Below are 12,243 nucleotides of genomic sequence, written 5' to 3'. Positions count from 1 at the left end.
GCCTGGGTGATCGTGGAAGGGGCGACATTCCCGTTTCCAGTGGCGGCCAACGGTGCGGCGCGCTCGCCGCCCTCCTGTCCTGCCGGCTGGGTCACCAGCAAGGCCGCCACCGCCACGCTCGCCGCGATCGCACCGCCAGCGGACCAACGCAACCAGCGTCGGCGCGCCTGGGGAACGACCGAAACGCCTGTTTCCTGCTCGATCGCCCGCATCACCCGATCGGCGAAACCCGCCGACGCCATAGGGGCCAGTTCGCGGCGCAAACCGTCACGGGCGATGTGATAGCGCCCCCAGGTCCGCGCTAGCGAAGCGTCGGCCTCGAACCGGCGCAGCAAGAAGCGCAGTTCCTCTGAGGAAAGCTGCCCGTCCATGCTGGCGGATAGATTTTCGCGATTGACTTCAGTCATTTATACGTCCTCGCGGTCCGACAGCAGCGGCCGCAGCTTTTCATCGATCGCCTCGCGGGCACGGAAGATCCGTGATCGCACGGTTCCAATCGGGCAGTCCATGGCTTCAGCGATCTCCTCATAACTAAGTCCGTCCACTTCCCGGAGGGTGATGGCGGTGCGTAGCTCTTCTGGTAAGGCTTGGACCGTGGAAAAGACAGTTCGTTCAATTTCCTGGCGCATCAATTCGCGCTCGGGAGTAGCGCTCTCCTGCATGCGGTCGGCCCCAGGCACGAAAACAGCGTCTTCCACCGCGATATCGTCGGTGGGCGGACGGCGCCCCATGGCCACCAGGTGATTCTTGGCGGTATTGACGGCAATTTTGTACATCCAGGTATAGAACGCACTTTCGCCACGGAACGAGCCGATGGCGCGCCAGGCCCGCACAAACGCCTCCTGGGCGACATCCTCGCACTCGGCATGGTTATTCACATAACGCGAAATCAGCGCGACCACCTTGTGCTGGTACTTGCGCACCAGCAGATCGAAGGCTCGCTTGTCCCCGTTTTGGACTCGCTCTACCAGCGCGCGATCCAGTTCGTTTTCGCCCATCCGGGCTGTCTCCTTCGTTACCGCTGTTACAAGCATAGGCCTGCCGCCGGATGAGAACGACGAGATGTGACAGGCATCGTCGCCATAAGTTCAGTTCGTGCGGCCAACCTCGCCCGTTTGCGCCTGCCGCGTCCCAGCGCATGAAATTTCGGCGAGACTCACTATATAAGGGGCGGTACCCCGCAGGGCAAGTCAGGAGCCCGCGCTAGTCAATAGTCGCTGGCGTTCGGCCAACAGCTTTTCGAAGGACGGCACGGGCAACGGCCGGCAGAACAGATAGCCTTGCAGTTCGTCGCAATGATTGGCGCGCAAGAATTGCAGGTGCTGTTCGATCTCCACTCCCTCGGCGACTACGCCGCGCTTGAGGCGGTGGGCCATTTCGATAGTGGTGCGTACGATCGCCTCGTCGTCCGGGTCGACGCCGATGTTACGTACGAAACTCTGGTCGATCTTGATGCGGTCGGCCGGCAACTTGCGCAGATAGTCCAGCGAGGCGGCACCGGTACCGAAGTCGTCGATAGCAATACGGCACCCCAGCTTGTGCAGGCCGTGCAGGTTCTCGATGAGGTTGGGTGCGGCCTTGATGCTGATGCTCTCGGTAACTTCCATCTCCAAAAGCCCCGGATCCAACCCGGTTTCCTGCAGAACCTGCGCAACCACATCCAGCAAATTGGGCTGCATCAGTTGCACGGCCGAGAGATTGACGCCCAGACGCAGGCGCAGGCCGAAGCGCCGCTCCCACTCTTCGGCTTGGCGGCAGGCCGCGCGCAGCACCCATTCGCCGATCGACACAATCAGACCGGTTTCCTCCGCCAGCGGGATGAAGAACCCAGGGCCGATATAGCCCAACTCCGGATGCTCCCAGCGCACTAGCGCCTCCATGCCGACAATGTCCTCGGTCTTGGCATCGACCTGTGGCTGGAAGAACACGCGTAGCTCGCCATTGTGCTCGGCGTGACGCAAGCGCGATTTCAGCGCCAGGTTCTGCTGCTGCGCCTGCTCGGCACTGACTTCGTAAATCTGGAAATTGTTGCGGCCCAAGCTCTTGGCTGCGTACATCGCTTCGTCGGCGTGCTTGAGCAAGGTTTCGGCATCGTCGGCGTCGTCCGGATAGAAGCTCACACCGATCGAGGCGGTTACCTGCAGCTCGGTGCCATCGTCGATGCGTAGCGGCGCCTCCATCACTTGCACGATCTTCTCGGCAATGCGCAGCACATCTTCATTCTTGATGATGTGCCGTAGTACCACCACGAACTCATCGCCCGCGTAGCGCGCCACCGTGTCGGAAGCCCGCACACTGCTGCGCAGGCGCTGGGTCGCGGTGATCAGTACCTGGTCGCCAATGGCATGACCGAGAGTGTCATTGATCGTCTTGAAGCGGTCGAGGTCGACGAATAGCAACGCAAAGCATTCGCCGGTGCGAGTGGCTTCGCGGATGATCATATCCAGGCGATCGTTGAACAGGACGCGGTTGGGCAAGCCGGTGAGCGCATCGAGCAGGCCTTCGGCACGCCCTTGTTCGCGTGTACGCTTGAGCTCCAGCGCATGGGCGAATCGCGCCGCGGCCACGCGCAGGGTCGGCCCAATAATCTCCATCGTGCCGAACGGCCGGTGCGTGCCGGCAAGCAAGGCGCCGAGCACGTTGCGGCGTTCGTCCAACAGCGGCAGACCAGCAAAGCCGCTCAGTCCGAGTTGATCGAGCAAGGGATCGACCTCGGCCAAGCGCCGCGCGTCGGCCTGATGCAGCATCGGTTGACCGTTGAGCACCAGGCGCAACGAACTTTGCAGCCCGGGGCTTGGCCATGACTGGTTTTCGCCCCGCCATAGCTGCAAGAGTTGGGTTGGCGCGCCGATTTCTTCCGGTCGTGCCGACCATAGCGCCAGATAGTCCAGCTCCAGTGCTTCGTAGAGCAACCGCGCGGCGGCTTCCACTCCATCGTCGCCACCACCGGAATTGAACAGTCGCGCGAGCAAATCGAGCGCCGGCTCCGCACGCGCTCCGGCTCGATAGCTGCGGAATGAAAACGCCACCGCATCCCGTCCCTGGTGGCGGATCTTGCGTGCGCTGGCCTGACCGTGCTCTCCACCGTTCGAAGACAAGCGAGTGCATCGAAACCATTGGCGTGTACCCGCGTCCATCACGGCTCCGAGGTCGGCATCATCGAAGCGCAAGAGCTCGCCGATCGGCATCCGCGATAGACGCGCCAACGGTAAGCCGCTATTGCGGATCATCGCCACACTCGACTCGATGATGCGTTCGCCGTGGGGATCGACTATTACCCATTCGGCTTCGGACTCATCGAATGCGAACCGATAATCGCCCCGCTCGACCGTACCGACAGGAGGCGACACTGTAACCACAGGGGGCGCCGGTGTATGCGCCAATCGACGCCAACGGCCAATCAGCTCATGAGCGATCTGCGATGCATATAGCCAGTCGGCAATGTCGAGCGGCAACTCGCCAGGCTTCAAGCTGGCCTGCTCGGTAAGGATCAGCAGCAGGGGGGTGCGTGCGCAAGATGGCCACTGCCGCAAGATTTCTACATTCTGCTGCGTGTGCCGGGCGTCACCGTCACAGACCAGCACGGCCAGATCCAGCTTCGGCTCTTCATGCAGCAATTGGCGCGCGTGAGTCAGATCGCGCGCCGAGTAGACGACCGGATGGCGTTCTTCGTGGTCGAACACATCGAAAAGTTCACGACGTAATTCGCGCTGTGCCGCGATGACGAGAACCCCAGTGGCGGCCTTATCCATGCGCGCTGCCGTCAGAGTAGCCAACGGCCATCGCGCAAGCGTGGACGTATTTCGACGGGCGCTGCGCAGTCGATCTTGATCAAGGCATCGGCCAGGCTATCCAGCAGGCTGCGCGGTGCGTCGACAAGCACGACCCGACGCACCTGCTCCGTCGGCGAACGCGCCAGCTGGCGCAACTGGTTCACGTCCGCCGGAGCCAACGGGAGTGGCAGATGGCGGAACAGATACACACCGAAATGCATGCTCTGCTGGACGAAACGCAAGGCTTGGTTAAGGCGCTGACTGCCCGGAACACGAGCGTGCGCTTCGCGCAAGTTATCCAGTCCCGTCGTAGGCGACCATAAATAAACCGATTGCCCGGAATGTCGCACCAGTGCGCGGAATTGCTCGATCAATCCATCGCTATCGCCACCTTCGAGCGCAAGCAGGCCTCCCGACGCCGTGAGAATGCGTTCAAAAATGTCTGCGCCGGGGGGGGCGGCGGGCGTGGCAAGAGAGGTGCTCATATACGCTGCGTAAATTACCCGCTCCCGGGCCGAGCACAATAGCCGGAGGCGACATCGTGATAAATGCATTTTTCTTGAGCCGTTTTTTTTGCGGCAGCGCACAGGATTTGCAATTGGAGAGAGCCGGCAAACGTAAAGGGCTCGTTATAGAAGCGGAGGTTGGGGGGCGGGTAGCGGGGGCGCTTACGCGGCTACAGCGGCAAATCCCCGGTGCGATAGCACATGTCGCGGCCCTTCATCCTGACGGCAAGCGACCGGACTTGCGCCCCCGCTACCCATCTCCCATCTCCAGTCCTTCCTCCCTCCCCCTTCTCGCATTCGACGCTACGGGAAGGTATGGTGGGCAGATTCCAAGCCAACGTTCCTATCCCCATGTTCGAAGGATTGCGCTTTAACCACTGGAAAACGAGCCTGGACGAGAGCGGCATCGTTACCCTTTCTCTCGATCGGGCCGGTGCCCACGTCAACGCGATTTCCCGTGCCGTCCTGGACGAATTGGGTCAGATCGTCGAGCGCCTGGCGATCGAAAAGCCCGTCGGTGTCCTGATTCACTCGGCCAAGCCGTTCGGCTTCGCGGTAGGCGCGGATATCAAGGAGTTCGTGCAATACGCCCAGCACGACACTGTGCTGGAAAGCATCGAAAACGGTCAGCGCGTGTTCGAAGCCCTGGCACGCCTGCCCTGCCCGACCGTTGCAGCCATTCATGGCGCCTGCATGGGCGGCGGCACCGAACTGATCCTGGCCTGTCGCCAACGCGTGGCAGCCGACGACGAAAAGACCCGCATCGGCCTGCCCGAGGTGATGCTCGGCATCCATCCCGGCTGGGGCGGTACCGCTCGCCTGCCGCGGCTGATCGGTGCCACCGAGGCCCTACCGATCATGCTGACCGGGCGGCCGCTGTCGGCAAAGCGGGCACTGGCACTGGGCGTGGTCGACCGGTTGGCTCCGCCGGCCGAACTGCTAGCCGAGGCCCGTAGTCTTTTGCGCCGGCCTCACGCGCGCCCGTTTGCCCAGCGCGCCAAAGCCTGGGCCACCAATATATGGCCCGTGCGCCAAGCCCTGGCGCCCATGGTGATAAAACAGACCGCGGCCAAGGTGCGCAAAGAGCATTACCCGGCGCCATTCGCGGCGATCGAGGTCTGGCGCCGTGGCGGAAGCAGCATCAACCAGCGACTGAAGCTGGAGGCCAGGTCGGTCGCCAAACTGGCGCAGACCCCGACGGCTCAGAACCTGATCCGCGTGTTCTTCCTGCAGGAACGCCTGAAGTCCCAAGGTAGCGGCACCGAACACGGTATCGAACATGTGCACGTCGTCGGTGCCGGCGTGATGGGTGGCGATATCGCCGCCTGGGCGGCTTTCAAGGGCTTCACTGTCACCCTGCAAGATCGCGAGATGAAGTTCATCCAGCCAGCACTGGATCGGGCGCGCGAGCTGTACGAAAAGAAACTCAAGCAGCCCGAGAAAGTGCAAGCCGCCATGGCGCGCCTGCGCGCGGATGTCGAGGGCAACGGCGTGAAGGAAGCCGACCTGGCGATCGAGGCGATCTTCGAAAATGCCCAGGCCAAAGAAGCCCTTTACGCCGGCATCGAACCGCAATTCCAGGCCGACGAAATTCTCGCTACCAATACATCGAGCATTCCGCTCGACGAACTGCGCAAGGGGCTGGCCAAGCCACAGCACTTCCTTGGCTTGCACTTCTTCAATCCGGTGGCGCAGATGCCGCTAGTGGAAGTGGTGCGCCACGACAGCCTGGATCCAGGCTACGAGAAACGCGCACTGGCCTTCTGCAAGGCGATCGGCAAGCTGCCGGTGGCCGTCAAGGGCACGCCAGGCTTCCTGGTCAACCGCATTCTGATGCCTTATCTGCTCGAGTCGATGCGACTCTACAACGAAGGCATTCCCGGTCCGGTGTTGGATAAAGAAGCGAAGAAATTCGGCATGCCGATGGGGCCGATCGAACTGGCCGATACGGTCGGGCTGGATGTCTGCGCCTCGGTCGGCAAGGAGCTTGCGCCGTTCCTCGGGCTGGAATTGCCCGCAGGACTGGAAGACAGGCTCGAAGCTGGCAAACGTGGCAAGAAGGACGGCCAGGGGCTGTATACCTGGCATGAAGGCAAGGCGCAGAAACCTGAAGTCGATCCGGATTATGTCGTGCCGGCCGACTTGCAGGACCGCATGATTCTGCCGATGGTCAACGAAGCGGTCGCCTGCCTGGGCGATGGCGTGGTCGACGACGCCGATCTGCTAGACGCCGGCGTGATTTTCGGAACCGGCTTTGCACCGTTCCGCGGAGGCCCGATCCAGTACCTGCGCAGCGAAGGCGTAGGCATTGTGCGCGGCAAGCTCGAGCGTCTGGCTCAGCGCTACGGCGAACGCTTTGCTCCGAAGAACGGCTGGGAGCACCAGGCGCTGGCCAAGACCGGTTTCGAATTCGAAAACCTCACCCCGACCGGCGACGAGTAACCGATAAGCGGCGCGCTCAGGCGCGCCGCCTCTTTGTGCTCACCACATCAAGTCATCGGGCACGCCGTCTTCGCCAACACCGCCTGGGCTGGTCTCCACCAGCAAGGCCACGATATTCGCGTCGATATTTCGTACTTGTTCGGCAATCGCGCGCGCCACGAGAAGATAACGGCCACTTTGCTGCACCACGCCGAGTTCGCCGGCATTGAGCGCAACCAATTGCGCGGCATCGACATAGATGCGGCGAATCTTGCCGCCGTATTCGAAGTGACGCGCCTGATCGGCATCGGCTTTGTTCAAGGCCTGGCCTTGCAGGAGCTTTTCGATTTTTTGCTTGCGCTCACGCTTCAGGCGAGCCTGCTCGGCGGCCTGTTGCTCGGCGAGCTTGCGCTCGGCCGCTTCGGTCTGCTGGCGCACGGCATACGCCTTGGCCAGATCGATCTCGCCATCCTTGCGCGGCGCACCCTGCCCTTGCGGCTTGTTATGCCCTTGAGGTTTGCCGTGTGCCGGCTTGTGGCCCTTGTGTAGCCCCGGCTTGCCAGTTTGAGGCGACGCGGCACGCTTTTCTTCGCGTACCTGTTTGACGATGCCACTCTTGAGCAGCTGATCGCGCAGGGATTCGGCCATGATCTTGAACTCGTTGAAAACGCCGTATGAGGCTATGAAATCAGTAATGGGGCGGCGGCGGCTCGCTGTGCGGGTCATGGCCCTGCGAGACGCGCAGCGTCGATAACTCGCTACGCAGGTCGCGGACCAGACGCTCCAGCGCGGCCATGCGCTGCGATCGCTCCGCATCGGCGCTGACCAATGCGTTGAGCGTATCGTCGATGAAAGTGAGCTTCACTTCCAGTTCGGCCAGACGTTGCTCGAAGGTCTCTGCAGCCACTTGTCAGACCTTCAGGCTGCGGCCGCGGCCAATGCCGTAATAAGCCAGCCCGGCCTCTTCGACTTGTTGCGGCACATAGAGGTTGCGCCCATCGAAGATCGCCGGTTCGGCCAACGCTGCGCGAATGCGCGCAAAATCGGGGCTGCGGAATGCCTTCCATTCGGTAACGATCGCCAGCACGTCCGCCCCCTCGAGCGCCTGATAGGCGCTGTCGCACAGCACCAGGTCATCGCGCTCGCCGTAGACGCGGCGCGTTTCCGCGCGCGCCTCGGGATCGAAGGCCCGCACTTTGGCGCCTGCTTTCCACAGCGCTTCCATCAGGCTACGGCTGGAAGCCTCGCGCATGTCATCGGTATTGGGCTTGAACGCCAGCCCCCACAGGGCGACGGTCTTGCCGGACACGCTGCCGCCAAAGTGTTGAACGATCAGCTCGAACAACTTCAGCTTCTGATCATGGTTGACCGCCTCGACCGCGCCGAGCAGACGAGCCGGATAACCTACGCTGCGCGCGGTGCGCTCCAGTGCCTGCACATCCTTGGGAAAGCACGAACCGCCATAGCCGGCGCCCGGATAAATAAAGTGATAGCCGATGCGCGGATCCGAGCCGATGCCCTGGCGCACCAGCTCGATATCGGCACCGACGCGTTCGGCAATATTGGCGATTTCGTTCATGAAGCTGATCTTGGTCGCCAACATGGCGTTGGCGGCGTACTTGGTCAGCTCGGCCGAGCGCTCATCCATCACCACAGTGCGCTCGTGATTGCGATTGAACGGTGCGTAGAGTTTGCGCAGCACGCCGATCGCACGTTCGCTGGAGCTGCCGATGATGATGCGATCGGGACGCAGGCAGTCTTCGACCGCGTCGCCTTCCTTGAGAAATTCGGGGTTGGAGACGACGTCGAACTCCACCGTTGCGCCACGCTTGGTGAGTTCGGCAGTAACGGCCGCTCGCACACGGTCGGCGGTGCCGACCGGCACGGTGGATTTGTTCACTACGACGGCATAGCGATCCAGCCGCTCACCGATGGTGCGGGCTACACCAAGCACGTACTTGAGGTCGGCGCTACCGTCCTCGTCCGGTGGCGTACCGACGGCAATGAAGATCACCTGGCCGTGTTCGATCGCCGGCACGGGATCTGTGGTGAAGTCGAGTTGGCCGCTGGCGTGGTTGCGCTTGACGATGGGCTCCAAGCCCGGCTCGTAGATCGGGATCTCGCCACGCTTGAGGCGCTCGACCTTATCCGCATCGACATCCACGCAGACAACATGGTTGCCCATTTCGGCCAGGCAGGCACCGGTGACCAGACCGACATAACCGGTGCCGAAGATAGTGACTTTCATCGCCGAGGGGTTTCCCAGATCGCAAGACGACTGATTTTAGCAGCCGCCAGCGCGGCAGATCAGTAAAAAAGCGGGGCGCGAATCGCTTCGCGCCCCGCCCGGTTGTGCTTTTGAACTTTCGGCCAGCGTTACTTGCCGGCGCCGTCCGCACCGGCCGGGGTCGGACCGGTCTTGACGAGGGTCACGTCGAAGATGATGGTCGCGTTCGGCGGGAAGCCGTTCTGCGGCTGAGCGCCGTAGGCCTGGCTCGAAGGAATGAAGAACTTGTAGTGGCCGCCGGTCTGCATCAGCTGCAGGCCTTCACGGAAGCCCGGGATCACACCAGCCAGCGGGATCGAAGCCGGACCGCCACCTTCATGCTTGGAAGAATCGTCGAACACTTCGCCATTGACGAAGGTGCCGACATAGTTCACCTGCACGGTATCGTTCGGACCCGGACGAGCGCCCGAACCCTGGCTGATCACCTGATACTGCAGGCCCGACGCCGTGGTCTTCACGCCCGGAGCGGTCTTGTTCTTGGCGATGAAAGCGTCGCCTTCGGTCTTGTTCTTGGCGGCCACCTGGGTGTACTCGGCCTTGGCCTTGGCCTGCAGCTGAGCGACGAAAGCTTCCTTGGTGGACTTGTATTCGGCTTCGCTCATGGTCGGCTTCTGACCCGACAGGGCCGACTGGACAGCGCGAGCGACGGTAGCCGGATCGACCTCATCGCGCACGAGCGGCGGCAACGAACTGGCCAGATCCCAACCCACCACGTAGCTGGCCTTGGTCTTGTCGACCGTGCCCGCTGCGGCCGTTGCGCCCGACTTGGCGGCCTGAGCGTGAACCCCGGCGGTCATACCCAGCGCAACGGCCAGAGCGGCCGCCGTCAGCGTGGGACGCAGAAAATGCTTCATTTGAACTCCCTCGTTTGGATGTGCCGGCACACAACCGGACTGGCCTCCCCGATGGAGGCGCATCGCCCATTGTGCGGTGCCTTTCTCGTCTTAGCAACGAGCAAAGGCATGGACCGTTCAGACGCACAAAGGTTCGTGATCGCGGTCAAGAATCGTGGTTTTTTGCGACAGAATCTAGAAATGCCGGTTATCCGGCTGTTCTGTCTTGTCCAGGGTGTCGCGCAGCGCCGCCTGGAGGCGGGCATGGATCTGCACCAGCACCCGCCACAGCAGCCAGGTGAGCACCAGCCCGATCAGCACCAGGACCAGCGCCACCTCCCTGGGGGGCAGGATGGTCGAAGCGAGCGCGACCACAAGTAACGCCAGCACCGCCAGGGCCGCCATCGGCACAAGCCGGGCCAGCACGGCGCGGATCTTCACATTGTGCTGGCCGCCGACCCGCTCGGGAATGCTCAGCTCCGCCAGCAGCATGCCGAGCGCGTTGGCCTTGCGGTACGCGGCCACGATCATCGGCAGCGATAGCAGCGCGGCAACCGACCATGCCACGGTGCGCGAAACCAGCTCTCGCCGGTCGAATATCTCCCAATGGAAATAGCCGCGCCGGTACAGATAGGCCATGATCAGGAACACCGCCACGACCAGCGCCATATTGATGACGACATGCCAGACGAGGCGGCGGATCATCTTCATGATCGCCGCCCCCTGCCCCGAGAAACTGATATTGCCCATCCAGTCGGTATAGGCACCGAACACCCCGATGAAACCCTGGGGAAGACGACGTGCAAGCATGCCAGCCAGCGGATCGGAAGCGCGGATCAGATAAGGGGTGAGAAAGGTAGTGATGGCCGATACCGCAACCGCGATCGGATAAAGAAAACCGCTGGTGACCTTGAGGCTCAAACCCAAGGAAGCAATCACGAACGAAAACTCACCGATCTGCGCCAGACCCATCCCCACGCGCAACGACGTGCGTGCCTCCTTACCGGCGACGAACACGCCGAAGCTGCAAGTGATCACCTTGCCCACCACCACCGCCAGCGTGACGATGGTGATCGGCCAGGCGTACTCGACCAGCATCTTCGGATCGATCAACATACCGATGGCCACGAAGAACACCGCGCTGAACATGTCGCGCACCGGCCCGATAATGCGCTCCACGCGGCGCACGCTGGTTGCCTCGCCGACCACCGCGCCAATCATGAACGCACCTAGGGCTACGCTGTAGCCCATTTCGCTGACCAGCAGGCAAAAGCCGAAACAGAGGCCCAGCACCGCAATCAACAGCACATCGTCACGGCTGACCCGTGCGATGTAATCGACCACGCGCGGCACCAGCAGCAAGCCGACCACCATCGAGACAGCCATAAACAGTGTCAGGCGACCGATCGCCGCCATTGCCTCTCCCGCCTCGAGGTCGCCTGAGCTGGCGATACCTGTGAGCAAAGCCATCAGCACGATCGCGAGCACATCCTCGATGATCAGGATGGCAAATATCACCTGGGCAAAGCCCTCGCGCTTCAGGCTAAGGTCGCCTAGCGCCTTGAGGATGATCGTAGTCGAGGAGATCGACATCATTGCGCCCAGGAACAGCGAGTCGATCGAACTCCATTCGAAAAAGCGGCCGATCTCGTAGCCCAGCCAAAGCATCAACACAATTTCGCAGACCGCCGCGACCACGCCAGCGCCACCGACTTCACGCAGTTTCTTCAAGCTGAATTCGAGACCCAATGCAAACAGCAGCAGGATCATTCCCAACTCGGAGAGCGTTCGGATCGTGTTTTCGTCGTGGATGAAGATCAGCGAATTGGTATGAGGCCCCACGACCACGCCGGCGATGATGTATCCGAGCACCACCGGCTGACGCAGGCGCTGGAAGATCACCGTGGTCAAACCGGCGACCAGCATCACGGTGGCGAGGTCCTGGATGAATTGAAGTTCGTGCATGAGCAATCCGCGAAGGCGACGGCCCCAGCCTAACAGCCGCGGCAACTACGATGTCGAATGCGCGTGTCTCTTATGTCGTTGGTCAGAAACTACGCAAGCAAACACATCGGTCGAACGGCCTAACCTCGGGAGTGAAGTTTCTGAAAATTTTTTTGTCACGAACGCTTGACGGAATCGCCATTCGCTTCTATTCTTTCGGGCTTCCAGCGGCTGGGGCCATAGCTCAGCTGGGAGAGCGCCTGCATGGCATGCAGGAGGTCGGCGGTTCGATCCCGCCTGGCTCCACCAAATCTTCCCGGATGCAGGCCGCCGCGAGGCGGCTTTGTCGTTTCTCGGCCTGCGTGATCCGCTTGTCGCTCCCGTCCGTATCTCACGCGACGATTCGGAGCGGGTCATGATCAAGACAGCCATCGCCTACGCCGCCACGCTGGCCTGTTTCCTGGGCATCGACACGATTT

10 protein-coding genes and 1 tRNA gene are annotated in these 12,243 nt (G+C 61.9%); 2 read left to right on the top strand and 9 right to left on the bottom strand.

The window, feature by feature from the left end; translation table 11 throughout:
- The 4 genes from VIM98_RS07185 to VIM98_RS07170 all read right to left on the bottom strand — a co-directional run.
- Positions 1 to 407 (bottom strand): sigma-E factor negative regulatory protein (locus VIM98_RS07185; RefSeq protein WP_331992419.1); only part of this gene is annotated, 407 nt, incomplete at its 3' end.
- A complete protein-coding gene (rpoE, locus tag VIM98_RS07180) occupies positions 408 to 998 on the bottom strand; it encodes an RNA polymerase sigma factor RpoE (RefSeq protein ID WP_331992418.1) in 591 nt (196 codons plus the stop codon).
- A gap of 192 nt (positions 999 to 1,190) precedes the next feature.
- Positions 1,191 to 3,752: a bifunctional diguanylate cyclase/phosphodiesterase gene (locus VIM98_RS07175; RefSeq protein WP_331992417.1), complete on the bottom strand. Its 2,562-nt coding sequence runs from the start codon at positions 3,750 to 3,752 to the stop codon at positions 1,191 to 1,193.
- 11 nt (positions 3,753 to 3,763) lie between these two features.
- Positions 3,764 to 4,258, bottom strand: coding sequence for a hypothetical protein (locus tag VIM98_RS07170; protein ID WP_331992416.1), 495 nt, complete (start codon positions 4,256 to 4,258; stop codon positions 3,764 to 3,766).
- Positions 4,259 to 4,630: 372 nt separating this feature from the next.
- Between VIM98_RS07170 and VIM98_RS07165 the strand changes: the two genes are divergently transcribed.
- On the top strand, positions 4,631 to 6,721 hold the full coding sequence (locus VIM98_RS07165; protein ID WP_331992415.1) for a 3-hydroxyacyl-CoA dehydrogenase NAD-binding domain-containing protein: 2,091 nt from the start codon (positions 4,631 to 4,633) through the stop codon (positions 6,719 to 6,721).
- A 39-nt stretch (positions 6,722 to 6,760) separates the two neighbouring features.
- Here VIM98_RS07165 and VIM98_RS07160 read toward each other — a convergent pair whose 3' ends face one another.
- From VIM98_RS07160 to VIM98_RS07140, 5 genes are all read right to left on the bottom strand, one after another.
- Positions 6,761 to 7,348, bottom strand: a complete 588-nt coding sequence (locus tag VIM98_RS07160; protein WP_331992414.1) for a DUF2058 domain-containing protein — start codon at positions 7,346 to 7,348, stop codon at positions 6,761 to 6,763.
- A gap of 40 nt (positions 7,349 to 7,388) precedes the next feature.
- Positions 7,389 to 7,607, bottom strand: coding sequence for a SlyX family protein (locus tag VIM98_RS07155; RefSeq protein WP_331992413.1), 219 nt, complete (start codon positions 7,605 to 7,607; stop codon positions 7,389 to 7,391).
- A gap of 3 nt (positions 7,608 to 7,610) precedes the next feature.
- Positions 7,611 to 8,948, bottom strand: a complete 1,338-nt coding sequence (locus VIM98_RS07150; RefSeq protein ID WP_331992412.1) for a UDP-glucose/GDP-mannose dehydrogenase family protein — start codon at positions 8,946 to 8,948, stop codon at positions 7,611 to 7,613.
- Positions 8,949 to 9,076: 128 nt separating this feature from the next.
- Positions 9,077 to 9,841, bottom strand: a complete 765-nt coding sequence (locus VIM98_RS07145) for an FKBP-type peptidyl-prolyl cis-trans isomerase (RefSeq protein WP_331992411.1) — start codon at positions 9,839 to 9,841, stop codon at positions 9,077 to 9,079.
- 174 nt (positions 9,842 to 10,015) lie between these two features.
- Positions 10,016 to 11,785 (bottom strand): cation:proton antiporter, encoded by a 1,770-nt coding sequence (locus VIM98_RS07140; protein WP_331992410.1) that lies wholly within the window; start codon positions 11,783 to 11,785, stop codon positions 10,016 to 10,018.
- 212 nt (positions 11,786 to 11,997) lie between these two features.
- On the opposite strand from VIM98_RS07140, the gene VIM98_RS07135 reads away from it, so the two are divergent.
- Positions 11,998 to 12,073 (top strand) — tRNA-Ala (locus VIM98_RS07135).
- Positions 12,074 to 12,243: the final 170 nt, after the last annotated feature.

The organism is Dyella sp. (genome assembly GCF_036568765.1).
Lineage (GTDB): Bacteria > Pseudomonadota > Gammaproteobacteria > Xanthomonadales > Rhodanobacteraceae > GSA-30.
Note: the sequence above shows the minus strand (reverse complement) of the source record. Positions and strands in the feature narration are given on the sequence as shown.

Bases quoted from the DNA above. Each gene is read 5' to 3' on its own strand.
- rpoE (WP_331992418.1), bottom strand. From the start codon at position 998: ATGGGCGAAAACGAACTGGATCGCGCGCTGGTAGAGCGAGTCCAAAAC.
- VIM98_RS07175 (WP_331992417.1), bottom strand. From the start codon at position 3,752: ATGGATAAGGCCGCCACTGGGGTTCTCGTCATCGCGGCACAGCGCGAA.
- VIM98_RS07170 (WP_331992416.1), bottom strand. From the start codon at position 4,258: ATGAGCACCTCTCTTGCCACGCCCGCCGCCCCCCCCGGCGCAGACATT.
- VIM98_RS07165 (WP_331992415.1), top strand. From the start codon at position 4,631: ATGTTCGAAGGATTGCGCTTTAACCACTGGAAAACGAGCCTGGACGAG.
- VIM98_RS07160 (WP_331992414.1), bottom strand. From the start codon at position 7,348: ATGGCCGAATCCCTGCGCGATCAGCTGCTCAAGAGTGGCATCGTCAAA.
- VIM98_RS07150 (WP_331992412.1), bottom strand. From the start codon at position 8,948: ATGAAAGTCACTATCTTCGGCACCGGTTATGTCGGTCTGGTCACCGGT.
- VIM98_RS07145 (WP_331992411.1), bottom strand. From the start codon at position 9,841: ATGAAGCATTTTCTGCGTCCCACGCTGACGGCGGCCGCTCTGGCCGTT.
- VIM98_RS07140 (WP_331992410.1), bottom strand. From the start codon at position 11,785: ATGCACGAACTTCAATTCATCCAGGACCTCGCCACCGTGATGCTGGTC.